Genomic DNA, 19,396 nt, shown 5'->3' with positions numbered 1-19,396 from the left:
ACGTTAACGCTCCTCTCCCATTTTCACGGCCTGATGGACCTTCAGCCTGCGGATATGCAGGAAGAGCAGCAACGCTCCAATGACCATCATAAAGCCGACTACGATAAACAGCTGATTCGTATCGCTCGCCTCGAACACGACGCGGAACGGCGGCACCGTATCCTCCACATTCTCCGTGGTTTGCAGGAAGGGCAGGAACAGCTTGCTCGCAATCTTGCCGATTAAGACGCCAAGTCCGATCGCCAGCCCAGCCGTGAACAGCTGCTCCAGCAGAAGCATGCCCGTCAATTGCTTTCTCGAGAGCCCCATTGCCCGCAGCACGCCGAATTGCACGACCCTGCTCGATAGATTGAAGAACCAGTAGAGCACATAGCCGACTAATGTAATAATGACCGATACGAGGAAGCCGAGACTCAAGATGCCGAACACGCCTCCTCTGCTAGGAAGCTTCGATTGCGTGATTAGCTCCGAACGCACATCGTCCACCGTGGCGAGCTCGATGCCTGCCTGCTGCAGTTTATCAACGAGCGGAGCCACAAGCGCGTCAGGCTTCATCTTCAGCCAAACTTCGTAAGGAATCATTGGCAGCTGATCGTAGATGTAATCCAGATTCGCAATTATGAAAGGCGTCTTGTCGGGATACTGGGTCGGCCAGTATGGAACAATGCCGACAATCGCGAATTCGATCATGCCATCGGTGAATCCGACGGATATCGTGTCGCCCACCTTCAGCTGATATCTGTTCGCAACCGTATCCGGTATGATCGCGGCATGCTCGGCCAGGCCGAGATAAGACAAGTAATAAGCGGGATTGACCGGATACAGATCATCCCTGAACCAGGCCACCTCGGAGAAATCCTTGTTGTCAATGCCAAGCACGTTGCCTTGGCCGATCGACTTGCCGGACACGACGATATTCCCCTTCGTCTCCATGACGCGCGCGGCCGCTTCGACGCCGTCAAGCGTTCGGAAAATTTCGAACGGCGGCTCATTATAAATAATTCGAGTAGGCACGCTGCCTCCCTGGCCGCCTCCGCTTCCGCCGCCTTGTCCGCCGTCCTGGCCGCCTCCGCCTCCAGAACCGCCGCTTCCGCCGGAGCCGCCGGTATTGGTCACTTCCGGCGTACCGTCCCAGACGGTCTGAATAATAACATCCGATCCGAATTTATAGAGAAGACGCTCTGTAGAATTCAGATCGATCGTCCTAGCCGCCGATGCATTGTACACGCCTAGCCCGAGCGTCAACACGAGGAGAATCATCAGCGGATAATAGCCCTTGGACGAACGCGACAGCTGCGTTAGCGTCAAGTAGAGCGGCACGGGAAGAAATTTCTTGCCGAGCCAATTGAACAGCTTCAGCAGCCACGGGAACAGCCTCAAGAAGAACAAACCCAGCGCGAAGATCGCAAGCGCGGGAACGAAGAACAGGAAGGGCTGCACATTCAACTGATCAGTCGTCATTCCCGTTTGGAAGGTCAGCATCTGCCGTTCATTGAACATGTACCAGCCGTAGCCGGCAACGGCAATAAGCAGCACGTCGAGAAACCAGCGCTGCCAGACCGGCTTCCGATCGGATCGCGCAAGCTCTTGTTTATAGCTGACTATTGACGAACGCGCATAGATAATTGCAGGCACAACAGTAGCTAATATCGCTAGAACGACGGCTCCGGCTCCCGCAATCAGCGCTTCGGTCGAGAAGCCGACCGGAATCGACTTCCGATTCACGAAGGAGAGGAAGCCGTTGGCCGAGCCAATGCTCTTCGCCATGAACCAGCCGATGAACGGCCCGCTTGCGAGAGCCACGGCGCCAAGCAGCAGGCCTTCGATAAGATAAATCCAAATGATCTGTCTTGTGCCGGCTCCGCGGCTGCGCAGAACGGCGATATCGCTGCGCTGTTTATCCAGCGCCTGTCTGGCGTTCATCGCGATAAAATAGAACACCATGGCGATCATTGGAGCCGCAAGCGTGAACAATAAGGTCTGCAGCTGCAGGCTTTGCTTCTTGAACTCCTTGAGCGTCGAAGCGAAGGAAATTTCGACTCTCGTATCCTTCAACCGCTGATAAAGCTCGATATTAAGCCGGTTCAGCTTCTTGGTCAGCGGACTAAGCTGACTCGTCTTGATTGTGGACAGGTCGAAGGCATAGTACCAGCCGCCGTTATGAAGCGGAATATGATCCTTCTGAAGCAGCAGCTTCTCGAATGCTTCTTCACTAATCTGCAAGGTATCATACATGCTCTCCAGCCCTTGATACCAGTAAGCGTCTGCAGCATCCAGCGGATTCACCGCGCCTACGATTTTGACCCGCAGCGTCAGATTCAGACCGCCGTAGACCGGATATTCAAAGATGTCGCCGATATGAATGTCATTGCGGTACATCGCATCCTCCAGCATCACCGCCTCAATCAAATCTTCGTCGCCAATCTCTTCGTCGAACCATTTGCCCTGAGCGATCTCCGTATGATCCGCTATGCCGGTCAATGACATTAAGGTCAACTGACGGTTGCGCCCTGCATCCACCTTCTCGGGGTCTTCGGGAACAACGTCGGCGCTGCGAATGGAGTAACTCTTGACGTAAGTGTCATATGTAAATCCAATATCCTTCGGCACCTGATCTTTGATATACGAATTCAAATTCGCCAGGTCGTCCAGCGCCGTCTCCTGGCCGGGCGTCGCCTGATATTTCATCAACAGGGAGCCGGCCGGCAAGCCTTCGCTCTTGGCGTTCAGCGAATCAGCGACCACGCGCTTCAGCGCCCCGTCCGCATACATCGGAATCGAGGTGGCGAAGGCTACCGCAATAATGAGGCCGGTCAAGGTGCTTAGCGTCAGCCAGCGATTGTTCCACATCTTGCGGAACAGAAATCGAAACAATCCAATTCCCATGCGCTATTTACCTACGACTTTCTGCCCTGGCTCAAGTCCCTGCAAAATTTCCACATCGACTGCGGTTTGCTGGCCAACCTCCACATCAACCTCGCGCTTTCCATCTTCATCAATAACCTGAACATAGGTGCGGGCTCCAATATTGCGCAGAGCGGACGGCGGGATGACAACGGCATTTTCTGTGCGGCTCGTTATGACATTGATCGAGATCGGCGTACCGCGATTCAGGTCCTTCGGCAAATCCGGCACATCGAGGATCATATAGTCCTCCGGTCTCTCCGGCTTGTTCTCGCCTCCCTGACCGCTATTGCCGTTCGAATCCGTCGAAGCGACGGGCAATTGCTTGACCTTCCCCTTGAAGCTGCCGACATTGCTGATCGTAACGACCGCTTCCATGCCGACCGTAATTTTCGACAGCTCGGTTTTCGTCAGCTTCGCCGCTGCCGTAATGAGCGAGGGATCGGCTACAATCGCAATCGGGTCGTAAGCGGTTATCGCATCGCCCTTCACCGCGCTGACAGATACGATCGTACCGTCGAAAGGCGCCGTCAAGACGGCTTTGCTGATCTCGTCCTGCATGTCAAGCAAGCTTTGCCGCTGCTCCTCGAAGGCAATCTGCTTCTGCTCAAATTCGAGCGGATCCATCTCGTCTCTCATGCGAAGCGTTTCCTTCATCGCATTCTCTTCGCTCTTGAAGGAGAGCTGAGCCGTACGAAGCTGCTTCTGAAGGTCCTCCACGTCGAGCTCCCCGATGATATCGCCGGCTTTCACCGTATCGCCGGTTTTGACGTACAGCTCCTTCAAATGTCTGTTGTCCAGGGTGAAATACATCGTCTCTTCCTGCAGCGAAATCAGCTTCCCGATGACCTGCACCTTCGTCTCGAGCGTCTTCGTTACGACTTCAATTTCAGGCTTCTTCGAAATTTGAGGCGGAATAATTTCCGGAAGCGTCTCCTCTTCCTTCTCGTCCGGCAGCAGCGCGCAGCCGCTGGTTACTACAAGCAATAGACATATAAGTGCGATCAATGAACGTTTAGCAAAATTTCCCGTCCACCATTTCATAAACATGGTCGGCAACCTCCAAAATTGTAGGATCATGTGTTGTCATGCAAATTGTCACTTCTTCTGTTTGAATAATATTCTGAAACACCGCCATAATCTGGGCGGCCATTCCGGTATCGAGCTCAGCCGTCGGCTCATCCGCGAGCAGAAGAATCGGCTTATGCGCGATAGCCTTGGCGATCGCTACGCGTTGCTGCTCGCCGCCGGACAGCTCGAACGGACGATGATGCATCCGTTTCTCAAGCCCTACCAGCTCCAGACATTCGGTGACCCGCTCCTTCCATTCCGAGCGGCTTACGCCAGCCATGCGAAGAGACAGCTCGACATTCTCCCACGCCGACAGGAGCGGCATCAGAGCGAAGGCTTGGAAGATAAATCCCATATTCTTCCTTCTAATCACCGTGCGCTCATCATCATTGAGAGAGCTGAACGGCGACCCGTCGAACTGAATTTCTCCCTTGCTGGGCGTATCAAGTCCGCCCAGGCAATTCAGCAGCGTCGTCTTGCCGGAGCCGGATCGCCCCTTCAGCATGACGAGCTTCTTCGGCAACAGCTCCATCTCGATTCCCTTCAAAACATGAATGGCGTTTCCGCCAGACTGAAACGTCCGTTCGACTTGATGAACGGACATAATCTTTCTCCTTGCTTCTTGCCCTGTCGTCATAACCGACTCTGTTACCTCCATCCTATGTATGTCTCATATTTCTAATCTTACATCATAGACGGCGGCATAGCTGAAAAAGTTACGTAAAATAGCATGATTTGCTAAACTTTTTTTTCAATAGAAAAAACTGCGCGAATCGGCATGAACGCCTCCTCGCGCAGTTCGCTTGAATACATCAAACTTTAAACGTGCTAACGGCCTTCTGCAGCTTGCCGACAATCTCATCGAGCTCTCTCGACGTGGCCGACACATGATTCATTAACGCGATTTGCTTTTCGGTTGCCGTTGCCACATTCTCCGTCATTTGCAAATTCAATGCCGCCGAAGACGCCGTCTGCTCCATAGAGGCGCTAACCTCCTCCGAGCTTGCCGACATCTGTTCCGTAATCGCCGAATTCTCCTGTAATTGTTCGGCCATCTGCATAATCGATACGTTGATCAAGTTCAGACTCTGCGCGGCATTATTCACCTGCTCCGTACCCGTTTCCACCTCTTGCATCGTTTGCTTCATAAATGTCGAGGCGCTGTTGATATCCTGTTGAATGAAAGCGATAAGATCGTGAATGCCTTCCGCGGAGCTGAGCGAGCTTGCGGCCAATTTCCGAATTTCACCCGCGACGACCGCGAAACCCTTGCCATGCTCGCCTGCTCTTGCGGCTTCTATCGAGGCGTTCAAGGAGAGAATATTCGTCTGATTCGAGAAAGCTGTAATATTCTCGGCGATTTCACCAATTTGCTGCGATCGATTTTCCAGCGTGGTAATCATTTCGGACAGCTTCTCGATAACATTGCTGATCTCGCTCATCTGCTTCACTAACTCGATGAGCACCAGCGACCCGCTGTCCGCTTGATCGGATGTCGTGGTTGAATGCATGGCCAGCGCTGATGTGTTCTCTGCTATGCGACTAATGCCGATCGCCATTTCCTCAATGGCTCTCGACGTTTCCTTGGCGCTTCTCGCCTGATTCTCCGAAGAGACGGAAACCTCGCCGATATGCTTCGACGTTTCGCCTGAAGCTTCCGCGGACTCCGCGGCCGCTGCGCTTAGACGGGATGACATAACATTCACCAGACCGGAATTATCTGCGATATTCGCCACCAATCCGTTCATGCTCTTGATCATCTCATCGACGGAACGAGAAATTTGACCTAATTCGTCCTCGCCGTATTTCGTCTCCGGCGTTGCCGTAAGGTCGCCGTCTCTAACAAGCGACGTCTTCCTGTCGACCGAACGGATCGTCGTCATGATGCGGCGAATAACGAAACCTGCAAACAGAAAAAGCACAATCGTAATGAACGCCACGCTCATATTTGTTATTTTCTTCGATTGGTCGATTTCATTCTTCATCTCTTCTATCGTTTGATTCGCGTATTCCGTAATGCTGGTCTCAATCTCGTCTACGCCTTGGCGACCTTTCTGAAAATCTTCTTCATATAGCGGCAGCACGGCATTGGAGCCGGCACTCTCTATGGCCTTCAACGCTTCCTTGTACCATCGCTCGAAGCTTTCGTCGAAATCCGCAAGGATCGCCTCCGCCGTCATGCCGGAATCGCCTTTGTCCAGCCCGAGAAGCCCTGATTGCTCCAGCCTCGTCCTGGCTTCGTGCACGCGATCCATCGCTTCATTGTAATTTTTCGTCATATCGGCAACCGCAGCTTCAGCATCCGTCGCGCTCAATCCTCCGTAGGCCAGCTTCTGATAAGCCGAGAAAGCCTGATACATATCCCGATCGCCGTTGAGAATCAAAGAATCCACCGCGCTTGAGGTTTCATACACCTTTTCTTTCATTTCGTCAAAAACCTTTTGCTGCTCTCCAATCAGAAAGTAACCCGAGCCCGCATAGAACAAAAGCGGTACAGCAGCGAGCAGCAACAGCTTGATTCGCAAGGATAGCTTCAACGATTTCATCTCCCATTATGTAATAATTATGCGCCTAATCCCTATATCGGTTTCATGGTGTGAAATTAAAAGCCCATTCCATGATTTTTTTCAAACGTTTTTGTCGAAAAAAAAGAAGCTGTCCGATTGCGGGCAGCTCCAAATGGAGTGAATCACTTTTTCTCTAGGAATACATTTTGGGATTCTTGCTCCAGGTTTGAAGAGCAGCTACATCCCCCGCTTGAATTTTGCCAAGCTCTGCAGCCTTCTCGATCAGAGCCGAATAATTGGACAACGTCTCCAGTGTAATGCCGGCCTCCTCGAATGATTTCGCGGCTTCCTCGAATTGATAAGTGAAGATGGCAAGCACGGCCTGCACATCTCCGCCGATTTCAATAACGGATTGAGCCGCTTTGAGCGAGCTGCCCCCTGTCGAGATAAGGTCCTCGATGACGATGACCTTCTGTCCCGGCAATATTTTGCCTTCAATCTTGTTTTCCTTGCCATGCCCCTTCGCTTTGTCGCGAATATAGGCCATTGGCAAATTCAGCTTCTGCGCCGTCCAGGCCGCATGGGGGATGCCTGCGGTGGATGTGCCCGCGATTACCTCGGTATCCGGGAACCGTTCGCTGATAATGGCCGCGAATGATTCGGCAATTTTCTCGCGGATTTCCGGATAGGACATCGTCAAGCGATTATCGCAGTAGATTGGCGATTTCAAGCCCGATGTCCAGGTAAACGGATCATTTGGACGAAGCGCCACCGCTTCGATTTCAAGCAAATTTTTGGCAATTTCCTTCGGCATTTCATTCAGAACGAGTTTACTCACTTGCGATCAACTCCTCTATTATCGTTTCAAGCGAAGCCCTCGGGTCGGCTGCAGCTGTAATCGGTCGCCCAATTACCATAAAGTCCGTGCCTTGCTTCAGTGCGTCTCCGGGAGTCATAATTCTGGATTGGTCGTTGATTTCGGCGCCGGCGGGTCTAATCCCGGGCGTCACCGTTACGAATTCGTCGCCGCAGCCGTTCTTGATCGCCGACACTTCCGTTGGCGCGGCTACGACGCCATCCAATCCGGCCTGCTTGGCAAGCTTGGCATAGCGAAGCACGGCAGCCTCGACCGTGCCGTCTATGCCGATCTGTTCGTTCAACACGGTGCGGCTTGTGCTTGTCAGCTGTGTAACGGCAATGACGGTCGGACGCGATTGCGATGCGACGCCCGTAACGGCCTGATCCACGCCTTCCATCGCAGCCTCCATCATAGCCGCGCCTCCGGCGGCATGAACATTGAACATATCCACGCCGAGCTTCGCGATGCTGTTCGCGCCGCCTTTCACCGTATTCGGAATGTCGTGCATCTTGAGATCCAGAAACACCCGGTAGCCATTCTTCTTCAGCTTCTCCACGAAGGAGGGGCCAGCCGCATAGAACAGCTGCATGCCCACCTTCATGTAGCAGGGAATGCCCTTCAGCTCCTCAATCAATTGTTCGGCAGCTTTCCCGTTCGGATAATCAAGCGCGACCATCACCCGGCCCGCTGCCTGCTCTCTTGTCAGCCTCATAGTCATTCCCTCCCTCCACTTAAATGCTTGCTACCGGCATCGCGTTCGACGAGAAGTTGATCGTCTCCATCATGCGAAGCAGCGCGCGAACCGTGTCGAGCGACGTCATGCAGACCACGCCGTTCTCAACAGCCTCGCGGCGAATGCGGAAGCCGTCGCGCTGAGGCGTTTTGCCCTTGGTCAGCGTATTGACTACGAAATGCGCCTTGCCCTCGCGAACCAGATCCAGAATATTCGGCGAGCCTTCGCTAAGCTTGCTGACGCGGGTTACAACCAGTCCAGCTTTCTCAAGCGTATCTGCGGTTCCGCCCGTCGCGAATATTTTGTAGCCGATGTTGTAGAAGCCGCGAAGCAATTCCGTCGCTTCTTCCTTGTCCTTGTCGGCAACCGTCGCGACGATGGCGCCGGAAGTAGGAATCTTCATGCCCGCTCCGATAAGTCCCTTGTAGAGCGCCTTCGCATATTGCGCATCGCGTCCCATAACCTCGCCCGTCGATTTCATCTCCGGAGTCAGTGTCGGATCGACGCGGCGAAGCTTCGCGAAGGAGAATACCGGCACCTTGACCGATACGAATTCATCCTCTTGCCATAAGCCGCTGGTGTAGCCCATATCCTTGAGCTTCGTACCGAGAATGGCCTGCGTAGCCAAATTCGCCATCGGCAGATTCGTTACCTTGCTCAGGAACGGCACCGTGCGAGAGGAGCGCGGGTTAACTTCGATTACATAGACCTTATCGTTATGAATAACGAACTGGATGTTCACGAGACCGAGCACCTCGAACTCTTTGGCAATTTTGATGGTAATGTCCACGATTTTCTGTTTGATTTCATCGGAAAGCGACTGCGGCGGATAGACCGCGATGGAGTCGCCGGAGTGTACGCCCGCTCTCTCGATATGCTCCATAATGCCGGGAATAAGCACCGTTTCGCCGTCGCAGATCGCGTCAACCTCCGCTTCCTTCCCAAGCATGTAACGGTCGATCAGAACCGGATGCTCCGGATTGATCTTCACCGCCACCTCCATATAGTTCAGCAGCTCTTCATCCGAATAGACGATTTCCATCGCTCTTCCGCCGAGTACATAAGAAGGGCGAACCAATACCGGGAAGCCAAGCTTCTTCGCGGTAACGACCGCATCCTCGACGGATGTGACCGTGCTGCCCTCCGGCTGCGCAATCGACAGCTTGCGCAGCAGCGCTTCGAACTTCTTGCGATCCTCTGCGGCATCGATGCTCTCCAGGCTGGAACCAAGGATGCGAACGCCCGCCTTCACCAGCGGCGCCGCCAGATTGATCGCGGTTTGTCCGCCGAATTGGACGATAACGCCGATCGGCTGCTCTTGTTCGATAACGTTCATCACGTCTTCGAAGAAGAGCGGCTCGAAGTACAAGCGGTCGGAGGTGCTGAAATCGGTCGAAACCGTCTCCGGATTGTTGTTGATAATAACCGCTTCATAGCCGGCCTTCTGAATCGCCCATACCGCATGAACGGTCGAATAATCGAATTCGATGCCCTGGCCGATGCGGATCGGGCCCGATCCAAGCACGAGCACCTTCTGCTTCGTCGTTTCCGTCACTTCGTTCTCTACCTCGTAGGTGGAGTAGTAATAAGGCGTTGTCGCTTCAAACTCGGCCGCGCATGTGTCAACCATCTTGTATACCGGCTTCAGGTTATGCTGCAGCCGGAACGCGCGAACCTCTTCCTCAGTCGTATGGCTGCCGCCCGGGAACCCTTCTTGGCGAACCTCCGCGATCGAACGGTCCGTGAAGCCCTTGCGCTTCGCTTCGTACAGCGTTTGATAAGACAAGGTCGATTCCTTGCGCATGCGATCCTCGAAGGCGACGATCGATAGCAGCTTATCGAGGAACCACCAGTCGATTTTCGTCAAATCCTGCAGCTCTTGCAGCTCATAGCCGCGGCGGAACGCTTCCGCAACCAGGAACATGCGCTCGTCATCAGGCTTAACCAAACGATTCCGCAGCGCTTCATCCTCAAGCGCCGCCGCTTCCTTCAAGTGGATGCGATGAACGCCGATCTCCAGCGAGCGAACCGCTTTGTGTATCGATTCCTCGAAGGTGCGGCCGATAGCCATTACTTCGCCTGTCGCCTTCATCTGCGTGCCGAGCTTGCGGTTGGCGTTGACAAACTTGTCGAACGGCCAGCGCGGAATTTTCGATACGATGTAATCGAGCGTCGGCTCGAAGCAAGCGTAGGTTTGACCCGTTACCGGATTGATCAGCTCGTCAAGCGTGAAGCCGACTGCGATCTTCGCCGCCATCTTCGCGATCGGATAGCCTGTCGCCTTCGAGGCCAGAGCCGAGGAACGGCTGACGCGCGGATTCACTTCAATGACATAATATTGGAACGAGAACGGATCCAGCGCCAATTGCACGTTGCAGCCGCCTTCGATGTTGAGCGCTCTTATAATTTTCAGAGATGCCGAGCGAAGCAGCTGATATTCGCGATCCGACAAGGTTTGGGAAGGAGCCACGACGATGCTGTCGCCGGTATGAACGCCTACCGGATCGAAATTCTCCATGTTGCAGACCACAATGCAGTTGTCGTTCGCGTCGCGCATCACTTCATATTCGATTTCCTTCATGCCGGCAATCGACTTCTCGATGAGACATTGGCTGATCGGACTGTAACGAATGCCCGAAGCGACGATTTCGCGAAGCTCCTCCTCGTCCTTGCAGATACCGCCGCCCGTGCCGCCAAGCGTGTAAGCCGGGCGAACGATAACAGGATAGCCGATCGAGTTCGCGAAGTTAATGCCGTCTTCCACCGTCGTTACGATGTCGCTTTCCGGTACCGGCTGCTCAAGCTCGCGCATAAGCTCGCGGAACAAATCGCGATCCTCCGCTTTCTCGATTGCCGTCAACTGCGTGCCGAGCAGCTTCACATTCTCGCGCTCCAGCACGCCTGCGCGGGCAAGCTCAACCGCCATGTTAAGGCCGGTCTGCCCGCCGAGCGTCGGCAATAGGCCGTCGGGACGTTCTTGACGAATAATTTGCGTAACGAAATCAAGCGTGATCGGCTCGATATAGACCTTGTCGGCCATATTGGTATCGGTCATGATCGTGGCCGGATTGCTATTAATTAGAACAACCTCGTAGCCTTCTTCTTTAAGCGCTTGACAGGCCTGAGTACCTGCGTAATCGAATTCGGCGGCTTGTCCAATGACGATTGGACCGGAGCCAATGACGAGAATTTTTTTGAGTTCATTATTTTTGGGCATAGAGAAGCTCTCCTTTCAATGTCTCCGACAACACAGCCTGACGAGGTTTTTGTGGGTTATTAGCTTTGTGCGTGCGAATCATTTCCAGGAATTCGTCGAACAGATAGCTGGAATCGAGTGGGCCGGGAGCCGCTTCCGGGTGATACTGCACAGAGAAAGCAGGGTAAGTATTATGCTTCAAGCCTTCAATGGTCTTGTCATTGTTATTGATATGCGTCACGGACAGCTCGGTTCCTTCGATTGAAGAATCCAGTACCGTGTAGCCGTGATTCTGCGATGTAATGTAGCAGCGATTGGTCGAGAGCTCCTTGACGGGATGATTGCCTCCGCGATGACCGAATTTCAGCTTCGTGGTATCGGCTCCGCAGGCAAGCGCGAACAGCTGATGTCCGAGACAGATGCCGAAGATTGGATATTCGCCCAGCAGCTCGGAGATCATGCGAACCGCATGCGGCACATCCTTCGGATCCCCGGGGCCGTTAGACAGCTGAATGCCGTCCGGCGAGAGACGGCGAATCTCGTCGGCAGTCGTGTTATGCGGTACGACAACCACATCGCAGCCGCGTTCTGTCAGCTCGCGAAGAATGCCGCTCTTCGCGCCGAAATCGACGAGTACGATTCGCTCGCGCGCGCCGGGGCTTGAGAACACATGCTTGGTCGAGGTTCTTGCCACTTGATCGCGAAGCAGGGTAGACAGATTCAAGCGTTCCGCTAGCTCTTCGACTCTCTCGTTGCCTGTCGTAAGAAGTCCCTTCATCGTGCCGTAATGGCGCAATTTGCGGGTCAGCATTCTCGTGTCGATATCGCTGATGCCCGGGATGCCGTATTCCTTCAACAGTTGCCCCAGCGAGTATTGCGCGCGCCAATTGCTCGGCACTGGCTCGTGACGGCGAACAACAAAGCCGTGAATGTACGGACGCATCGCTTCGAAGTCATTGCGCGCGATGCCGTAGTTCCCGATCAGCGGATAAGTCATCGTTACAATCTGTCCGCAGTAGGAAGGATCGGAGAGCACCTCTTGATAACCGGTAATGCCTGTATTGAAAACAACCTCGCCCGTCGTTTGCGCTTCCGCGCCGAAGGATTGGCCCGTAAATAATGTTCCGTCTTCCAACAATAATCTTGCTTGCATGGTATCACTCCTATGGTGTTGATGATTTCTCCTGGTACTTGCCGTCAGCCTGCTATTCCGACCAGACCACTTTGCCGTTCACGATCGTCGTTGTCGGCCAGCCCGACAGCTCCCAGCCGCCGAACGGTGTATTGCCGCTCTTCGAGAGGAAGGTTTGCGGATCGACAGAGCGCCTGGACTCCAGGTCCACAATCGTTATATCCGCCGGCGTTCCCTCGGCAAGCTTGCCGGTATCCAGGCGAAACACGCTCGCAGGCGTCTCCGTCATGCGGCTGAGCAGGAAGCCAAGCGTCCACTTGCCCGTAGCGACGAACTTCGTATACAGGAGCGGGAACGCCGTCTCGAAGCCGACAATGCCGAACGGAGCCAAATCCACGCCGCGCGCCTTCTCCTCCGCGCTGTGCGGCGCGTGGTCGGTTACGATCATATCGATTGTGCCGTCCTCCAAGCCTTCGATGACCGCAGCAACGTCGCGCGGCGTGCGAAGCGGCGGATTCATCTTCCAGTTCGCATCGTCCAGGCCCGGAATATCCTCATCCGCCAAGACGAGATGATGCGGACACACCTCTGCGGTGACCGATATGCCGACCGACTTCGCCAGTCGAATCAATCTTACGGATTGCTCCGTGCTTACATGGCAGACATGATAATGCGCGCCAGTCGCCTCCGACAGCAGCACATCCCGGCCGACATGAATCGCCTCGGATTCATTCGGAATGCCTTTGAGGCCATGCTTCTTCGAAAATTCGCCCTCAGATGCCCAAGCGCCGACGACCAGCGTGTCATCCTCGCAATGCGCGATAATCGGCATATCGAGCGATTTGGCCAGCGTCATCGCGTCCTTCATCATTTGCGCATTCTGAACGCCTACGCCGTCGTCCGTAAAACCGATTGCTCCGGCTTCCTTGAGCGCGGCAAAATCCGTAAGCTCTCTTCCCAGCTCATTTTTCGTAATGGAGGCGTAGGGCAATACCTTGATCAGATCTGCTTTCTCGGCCTTCTCAATGACATAACGGACAGTTTCGGGCGTATCGATGACCGGACGGGTGTTCGGCATGCAGGCGATTGTGGTGAAGCCGCCCTTAGCCGCCGATTTCGATCCGGTAACGATGTCCTCCTTGTGCTCAAAGCCGGGATCTCGCAGATGAACATGCATATCAATGAATCCGGCGGAAACCAGCTTTCCTCCCGCATCGATCACTTCCGCGCTGCCCGTGTCCACGTCAGCGGAGCCGTCCTTGATTTCCTGGATAACCCCGTCCCTGATTCCAATATGCTTGACAACCAGTCCGCCGGAGCCTTCATCCCATACGCTGCCGTTCAAAATCCATAATGTCATTGTTTGTCCACCTTCCGATAATATTCAGTGCTGCATCTATGCTAACGCTCTTTCGATAACTGCCATTCGAATCGGCACTCCGTTCTCCATCTGTGGGAAAATCCTCGATTGCGGATGCTCCACCAGTTCATCGTCGATTTCGACATTCCTGTTGACCGGTGCGGGATGCATGATAATCGCATGACTCCCCATCTTCTTCGCGCGATCGACAGTCAAGCCGTATTGCTCGCGGTAAGCCTCCGCCGAGCTCAGCATTCCGCTCTCATGCCTCTCCAGCTGCACCCGCAGCATCATGACTACATCCGCCTTCAGCGCTTCCTCCATGGAGATGTAGTTCACGTCCAGCTCCGTCGCTTGCATATTGTCCGGCGCGCAGAAGCTTACCTTCGCCCCGAGTTTGGTCAGCGCCCACAGATTCGATCTGGCTACGCGACTGTGAAGCACATCTCCGATGATCGCGACATTCAGCCCTTGAATGGAGCCGAAATGCTTGCGCATGGTGTAGAGATCAAGCAAGGCTTGCGTAGGATGCTCATTATTGCCGTCCCCCGCGTTAATCAGCGGCACCTTGATTTTCTCCGCCAGCTCGGCAAGCAAGCCGATCGGCTTTAGTCTTATAATTCCAACATCAATTCCCATTGATTCAAGCGTGCGCACCGTATCGTAAATCGATTCGCCCTTCTGCACGCTCGATGCCGCCGCAGAGAAGTTAATGACTTCCGCTCCCAGGCGCTTCTCCGCAACCTCGAACGAGAATCGCGTGCGCGTGCTGTTCTCGAAAAACATATTGGCTGCGAATTTCCCTTGCTGGGCTTGTTGAACCTTCGTTGTCTGCGCTTCGAAATATGCCGCCCTGTCCAGTATGGATTCGATCTCCTCTTTGGAGATGTCCTTAAGTCCAAGCAAGCTTCTTTGACGTAATTGCGTCAGTGTCATTCGGACTGCCTCCTCTAATGGATAATGGTGACTTGATCTTTCAGGTCGAGTTCTTGAAGAGACACTTGAATTTGTTCTTGCTTGGAAGTCGGAACATTCTTGCCGACGAAGTCGGGTCTGATCGGCAGCTCGCGATGGCCCCTGTCCACCAGCACCGCAAGCTGAATGCTGCGCGGTCTTCCGCAATCCATGAGCGCATCCATCGCCGCGCGAATCGTTCTTCCCGTATAGAGCACATCGTCGAACAGAATGATAATCTTGTCCTTCGCTTGAAGCGGCTGGCCGGCATTCGTTCCAAGCGCCGCTGCCGTCTCCAAGTCGCCTCGAGTAATCTCAAGCCGATCGTCGCGATAATGCGTAATATCAAGCTCATGTACCCCAACCTGCTTGCCCTCGATTTCGCTAATACGCTCGGCAACCCGATTGGCGAGATAGATGCCTCTCGTCCGTATGCCCACAATTATGCATTGATCGATGCCTTTGTTCTTCTCCACGATTTCATGCGCAATCCGGGTCAACGCTCTGCGTATCGCTGTCTCGTCCATAATAACCAAATGCGCTTCGTCCGCCATCCCTGTCTCTCCTTCCTCGCCCTGCGTTTTTTGATCTTGTGACCTGTGACACCTTCAAGCGGGCAACAAAAAACTCCTTGCGTGAATTCGCAAGGAGTTTGTGATCAGTCAGGAGAAGAAGAGGCTCCCGTCATCCTCTGATCAGATGGACTCTGATCCAAAGTGGGGGCCGCCTATTCTAATCAACCTATTGACCAATATTCACGTTACCTTGCCAGTCTCACGGGACTGAGTTAAAGGTACAGCTCTGTATCATAGGAATTATCCCATTTTCGACAGGTGTTGTCAAGAGCATTTGCACTTCATCTCATGCTTATTTTGAGCGGAATCCGCTCCGCTATGCAAGGCTAGCGAATCTCGATCCTCGCTTACAAGCTGAGCTTGCGAATGCGTTCGACCGCTTTCTCCGTGTTTTCCTTGGAGCCGAAGGCCGTTAAACGGAAGTAGCCTTGTCCGCTTTGTCCGAAGCCGACGCCCGGCGTTCCTACAATATTCGCCTCGGTCAGCAATTTGTCGAAGAATGCCCATGAATCCATGCCTTTTGGCGTTTTGAGCCAAATATAAGGCGCGTTGACGCCGCCGAACACTTCAATGCCGATGGAAGCCAGTCCGTCGCGGATAATCGCGGCATTATTCATGTAATATTGCACCAGCTCGGCGATTTGCCGCTTGCCCTCCGGCGAATAGATCGCGGCCGCGCCGCGCTGAGTGACATAGGATACGCCGTTGAACTTGGTTGTGTGGCGGCGATTCCACAAATCATTGATCAGCACGGAGTTGCCCGCAGCGTCAAGTCCTTTCAGTTCGCGAGGCACAACCGTATACGCGCAGCGGATGCCGGTAAAGCCGGCTGTCTTCGAGAAGCTGCGGAATTCGATTGCGACTTCTTTCGCTCCTTCAATTTCATAGATGCTGTGCGGCACATCCTGCTCTTGAATGAAAGCTTCATAAGCGGAATCGAACAGAATAAGGCATGAATTGGCTTTCGCGTAATCAACCCAAGTCTTCAGCTCTTCCTTCGTAAGCGTCATGCCGGTCGGATTGTTCGGATAACAGAGATAGATAATGTCAACCTTGCGGTCTGGTAGACTCGGCTTGAAATTGTTCTCGGCCGTGCATTCCAGATATGCGATATTCTCATAACGCTTGGTTTCTTGATTGTATTTGCCGGAGCGGCCCGCCATGACATTCGTGTCCACATAGACGGGGTACACCGGATCCTGAACCGCCACAATGCTGTTTTCGCTGAAAATTTCTTGAATGTTGCCGACGTCGCATTTCGAGCCGTCGCTGACGAACACTTCATTCGTCGCAATGTCGATGCCGCGCGCTTTGTAATCGTTCTCGATTATGGCGTTGATCAGGAAATCATAGCCTTGCTCGGGTCCGTATCCGCGGAACGAAGCCGGAAGCGCCATTTCGTCGACGGCTTGATGCATGGCTTTCAGAACCGCTTCAGGCAATCCGCGTGTTACATCGCCGATGCCGAGAGAGATAATTTCGGCGTTCGGGTTTTCTTGCGTGAATTTCGTTCTGCGTTTAGCGATTTCAGAGAACAAATAGCTGCCTTGCAGCTCCAAGTAATTTTGATTAATGGATGTCATTTCATTCACCTGTCCTTCATAATAGTTTCTAAGCCTAATTCCTTATGTCGTAAGAATAGCGTAATTCGTCCCCCATAATAATGAAGGATATGAGCAAAAGTTTGCACAAATTGTTCTTAAGCGTTTCTTCTGCCTCTAATTGGTCCTGCGCCGCCTTACCTCGTTCTCAAGCTGTTCAGAACATGCTCGAAATCGTCGGGCAGCGCTGCTTCGAACTGCAGCCGCTCGCCGCTGCGCGGATGAGTGAAGCCCAGCACAGCGGCATGCAAGGCTTGTCCGCCCAGCATGACGGTCTTGCTCCTGCCGTAGACGGGGTCTCCTGCAAGCGGGTAGCCGATATATTTCATGTGAACGCGAATTTGATGCGTCCTTCCCGTCTCCAATTGGAGCTCAAGCAACGTATAATCGACGATTCGCTCCAACACGATGAAATGAGTGATGGCTGTCTTGCTGTTGCGATCTGTTACCGCGAACAGCTTGCGATCACTGGCGTCTCTGCCGATCGGCGCGTCGATCGTGCCCGTATCATGAGGGATATTGCCATGGGCCAGCGCGATATACTTGCGGGTGACGGAGTGCTCCTTCAATTGTTCGGCGAGCGAACGATGCGCCAGATCATTCTTCGCGGCCATAATCAGTCCGGTCGTATCCTTGTCAATGCGATGCACGATGCCCGGACGCAGCAATCCGTTAATGCCGGAGAGATCCTTGCAATGATGCATCAACGCGTTAACGACCGTTCCGGAACGATGTCCTGGCGCGGGATGCACAACCATGCCGCGAACTTTATTGATAACGATGACATCTCCGTCCTCGTATACGATATCGAGCGGGATGGCCTCCGGCTTTATATCCGTTTCTTCGGATACGGGTATTTGCAAGGAAATTTCGTCGTCTGAAGAAAGCTTGTAATTCGTCTTCACCATACGTGCGTTCACGAGAGCGGCGCCTGATTTGATCCAATCCTGCACCTGCGTTCGCGAAACGCTGGAAGCTTCAAGCTGCTCGGCAATAAATTTATCAATGCGATTGCCAGCCTGCCCGGCAGAGATGCTCCACCCGTATTCCTCCTCTAGCGGTTGACTGCTGTTCATCCTCAGGTTAGCTCCTTCTCTTCGCTGTGCTTGGGCTGCTGCCTGCTTTCATTCCTCGCTCCGAAGAGCGCGTCGATGAGAATGAGAGCGACGCCGCAGCAGATCGCTGAATCGGCAATGTTGAAGATCGGAAAGGTATAGCTGCCAAAGTTAAATTGCAGGAAATCTACAACCTCTCCCGTGCGCAATCGATCCGTAAAATTGCCGATAGCGCCGCCAAGCACTAAACCGAGACCCACCAAAAGCCAAGGCTTGGCCGTCTTTCGCACCGATTGAATGTACCAGATCAGACCTGCGGCGATGACGACAGTGATGAGCAGGAAGAAAATGCGCTGCTCCTGCAAAATGCTGAAGGCTGCTCCTTTGTTCCGCTGCGAAGTAATCAGGAAGAAGTTCCCGATTACGGAAATTTGCTCATACAAATCCAGTTGCGCAGCGATGATTTTCTTCGTAATAAAATCGACCGCCAGCACGAGCACAGCTACAATATAGTAATAATAACGCATTCCATCACTCCTACAGATCATTAAAAAGAGCTTTTTCAACATTCCTAGTGTAGCATATGCGGATAAACGGAGCCAGTCCGGCGCCTATGCCAGCTATGCCCATACTGAAAACTGATTTTGCTGCGAAAGCTAATAAGGCTGATATAGAACTAAAAAGGACGGTGCAGACGATGAACGCTGAAATTCATGCCCGATTAGCCTCATGGCGCAAGCAATTGGAGCAGGAAAAACAACTACTGGAAAATCAACTCAACCGAAATGACGAATTCGGATTGAGGGAATCGCTTCGCGACTCTGTTGGAGAGCTCTCTCCAATCGACAATCATCCTGGCGATGTTGCGACGGAGCTGTACGAACGCGAGAAGGATATCGCTTTGCTTCGGCAGGAGGAACGGCATCTTGAGACCATTAATTCCGCGCTTGCCGCCATGGACGATGCCACCTACGGCATATGCAAAGTATGCGGAGCCGATATTGCGATGGAACGTCTCGATGCGGAGCCGGAGACATTAACCTGCATCGAGCATGCGCCGAAGGCTCCCGTTCAGGACTATCGACCCGTCGAGGAGCAATTCCTGGAGCCGCCGTTCGGACGCTCCAGCATGGACGAGAATGATTATGCCGGCTTCGATGGCGAAGACGCATGGCAAATTGTCGAGCAGTGGGGCAATTCCGACTCCCCTGCTCTGTCAGAGAATCGAAACGCATACGATTATGATCATATGGGTATCGAAGCCGATGAGAATGACGGCTATGTGGAATCCATTGAAAGCTTTCTGGCTACGGATATTACAGGAAGACATGTCTCCGTCGTGCGCAATCATGAATACAATCATTATTTGCACAGCGAGGAAGGCGATCATGAGCTGGAAGACGATTATTAGTCCATAGCCGACTGGATTCGCCAGTTTGCAGCCCGCTC

Annotated in this window: 15 protein-coding genes; 1 reads left to right on the top strand and 14 read right to left on the bottom strand. The window is 53.4% G+C overall.

The window, feature by feature from the left end:
- Positions 1-3: 3 nt before the first annotated feature.
- The 14 genes from HFP08_RS11410 to lspA form a co-directional block, all read right to left on the bottom strand.
- Complete coding sequence (locus HFP08_RS11410; RefSeq protein WP_168120720.1) at positions 4-2,886, bottom strand: ABC transporter permease; 2,883 nt, start codon at positions 2,884-2,886, stop codon at positions 4-6.
- 3 nt (positions 2,887-2,889) lie between these two features.
- The gene (locus HFP08_RS11405) at positions 2,890-3,954 is read right to left on the bottom strand and encodes an efflux RND transporter periplasmic adaptor subunit (protein WP_168120719.1); all 1,065 of its coding nucleotides are present in this window, start codon (positions 3,952-3,954) and stop codon (positions 2,890-2,892) included.
- Positions 3,920-4,612, bottom strand: coding sequence for an ABC transporter ATP-binding protein (locus HFP08_RS11400; RefSeq protein WP_240941294.1), 693 nt, complete (start codon positions 4,610-4,612; stop codon positions 3,920-3,922). Before HFP08_RS11400 ends, HFP08_RS11405 begins: the two co-directional genes overlap by 35 nt.
- A 175-nt stretch (positions 4,613-4,787) precedes the next feature.
- A complete protein-coding gene (locus HFP08_RS11395; protein WP_168120717.1) occupies positions 4,788-6,512 on the bottom strand; it encodes a methyl-accepting chemotaxis protein in 1,725 nt (574 codons plus the stop codon).
- A gap of 163 nt (positions 6,513-6,675) precedes the next feature.
- A complete protein-coding gene (pyrE, locus tag HFP08_RS11390; protein ID WP_168120752.1) occupies positions 6,676-7,296 on the bottom strand; it encodes an orotate phosphoribosyltransferase in 621 nt (206 codons plus the stop codon).
- Between the two features lie 16 nt (positions 7,297-7,312).
- Positions 7,313-8,053 carry an orotidine-5'-phosphate decarboxylase gene (pyrF, locus tag HFP08_RS11385; protein WP_168120716.1) on the bottom strand — a complete coding sequence of 247 codons (741 nt, stop codon included), beginning with the start codon at positions 8,051-8,053 and terminating at the stop codon, positions 7,313-7,315.
- Between the two features lie 19 nt (positions 8,054-8,072).
- Positions 8,073-11,291: a carbamoyl-phosphate synthase large subunit gene (gene carB, locus HFP08_RS11380; protein ID WP_168120715.1), complete on the bottom strand. Its 3,219-nt coding sequence runs from the start codon at positions 11,289-11,291 to the stop codon at positions 8,073-8,075.
- Positions 11,278-12,423 (bottom strand): carbamoyl phosphate synthase small subunit, encoded by a 1,146-nt coding sequence (locus tag HFP08_RS11375; RefSeq protein ID WP_168120714.1) that lies wholly within the window; start codon positions 12,421-12,423, stop codon positions 11,278-11,280. Before HFP08_RS11375 ends, carB begins: the two co-directional genes overlap by 14 nt.
- Before the next feature lie 52 nt (positions 12,424-12,475).
- Positions 12,476-13,762 (bottom strand): dihydroorotase, encoded by a 1,287-nt coding sequence (locus HFP08_RS11370; protein ID WP_168120713.1) that lies wholly within the window; start codon positions 13,760-13,762, stop codon positions 12,476-12,478.
- 36 nt (positions 13,763-13,798) lie between these two features.
- Complete coding sequence (locus HFP08_RS11365) at positions 13,799-14,698, bottom strand: aspartate carbamoyltransferase catalytic subunit (RefSeq protein ID WP_168120712.1); 900 nt, start codon at positions 14,696-14,698, stop codon at positions 13,799-13,801.
- 14 nt (positions 14,699-14,712) lie between these two features.
- Positions 14,713-15,270: a bifunctional pyr operon transcriptional regulator/uracil phosphoribosyltransferase PyrR gene (gene pyrR, locus HFP08_RS11360; protein ID WP_168120711.1), complete on the bottom strand. Its 558-nt coding sequence runs from the start codon at positions 15,268-15,270 to the stop codon at positions 14,713-14,715.
- Between the two features lie 368 nt (positions 15,271-15,638).
- Positions 15,639-16,874 carry an LL-diaminopimelate aminotransferase gene (locus HFP08_RS11355; RefSeq protein WP_168120710.1) on the bottom strand — a complete coding sequence of 412 codons (1,236 nt, stop codon included), beginning with the start codon at positions 16,872-16,874 and terminating at the stop codon, positions 15,639-15,641.
- Positions 16,875-17,029: 155 nt separating this feature from the next.
- Entirely contained in the window at positions 17,030-17,968 is a 939-nt protein-coding gene (locus tag HFP08_RS11350; RefSeq protein ID WP_168120709.1) for an RluA family pseudouridine synthase, read from the bottom strand.
- A gap of 2 nt (positions 17,969-17,970) precedes the next feature.
- Entirely contained in the window at positions 17,971-18,474 is a 504-nt protein-coding gene (lspA, locus tag HFP08_RS11345) for a signal peptidase II (RefSeq protein WP_168120708.1), read from the bottom strand.
- A 170-nt stretch (positions 18,475-18,644) separates the two neighbouring features.
- On the opposite strand from lspA, the gene HFP08_RS11340 reads away from it, so the two are divergent.
- Entirely contained in the window at positions 18,645-19,358 is a 714-nt protein-coding gene (locus HFP08_RS11340; RefSeq protein WP_168120707.1) for a TraR/DksA C4-type zinc finger protein, read from the top strand.
- Positions 19,359-19,396 lie beyond the last annotated feature (38 nt).

This window comes from Paenibacillus sp. HB172176 (genome assembly GCF_011947265.1).
GTDB lineage: Bacteria > Bacillota > Bacilli > Paenibacillales > Paenibacillaceae > Pristimantibacillus.
Note: the sequence above shows the minus strand (reverse complement) of the source record. Positions and strands in the feature narration are given on the sequence as shown.

What these genes read in the sequence shown, in the direction of transcription:
- HFP08_RS11410 (WP_168120720.1), bottom strand. Translation starts at nt 2,886, where the DNA reads ATGGGAATTGGATTGTTTCGATTTCTGTTCCGCAAGATGTGGAACAAT.
- HFP08_RS11405 (WP_168120719.1), bottom strand. Translation starts at nt 3,954, where the DNA reads ATGTTTATGAAATGGTGGACGGGAAATTTTGCTAAACGTTCATTGATC.
- HFP08_RS11400 (WP_240941294.1), bottom strand. Translation starts at nt 4,612, where the DNA reads ATGACGACAGGGCAAGAAGCAAGGAGAAAGATTATGTCCGTTCATCAA.
- pyrE (WP_168120752.1), bottom strand. Translation starts at nt 7,296, where the DNA reads ATGCCGAAGGAAATTGCCAAAAATTTGCTTGAAATCGAAGCGGTGGCG.
- pyrF (WP_168120716.1), bottom strand. Translation starts at nt 8,053, where the DNA reads ATGAGGCTGACAAGAGAGCAGGCAGCGGGCCGGGTGATGGTCGCGCTT.
- carB (WP_168120715.1), bottom strand. Translation starts at nt 11,291, where the DNA reads ATGCCCAAAAATAATGAACTCAAAAAAATTCTCGTCATTGGCTCCGGT.
- HFP08_RS11375 (WP_168120714.1), bottom strand. Translation starts at nt 12,423, where the DNA reads ATGCAAGCAAGATTATTGTTGGAAGACGGAACATTATTTACGGGCCAA.
- HFP08_RS11370 (WP_168120713.1), bottom strand. Translation starts at nt 13,762, where the DNA reads ATGACATTATGGATTTTGAACGGCAGCGTATGGGATGAAGGCTCCGGC.
- HFP08_RS11365 (WP_168120712.1), bottom strand. Translation starts at nt 14,698, where the DNA reads ATGACACTGACGCAATTACGTCAAAGAAGCTTGCTTGGACTTAAGGAC.
- pyrR (WP_168120711.1), bottom strand. Translation starts at nt 15,270, where the DNA reads ATGGCGGACGAAGCGCATTTGGTTATTATGGACGAGACAGCGATACGC.
- HFP08_RS11355 (WP_168120710.1), bottom strand. Translation starts at nt 16,874, where the DNA reads ATGACATCCATTAATCAAAATTACTTGGAGCTGCAAGGCAGCTATTTG.
- HFP08_RS11350 (WP_168120709.1), bottom strand. Translation starts at nt 17,968, where the DNA reads ATGAACAGCAGTCAACCGCTAGAGGAGGAATACGGGTGGAGCATCTCT.
- lspA (WP_168120708.1), bottom strand. Translation starts at nt 18,474, where the DNA reads ATGCGTTATTATTACTATATTGTAGCTGTGCTCGTGCTGGCGGTCGAT.
- HFP08_RS11340 (WP_168120707.1), top strand. Translation starts at nt 18,645, where the DNA reads ATGAACGCTGAAATTCATGCCCGATTAGCCTCATGGCGCAAGCAATTG.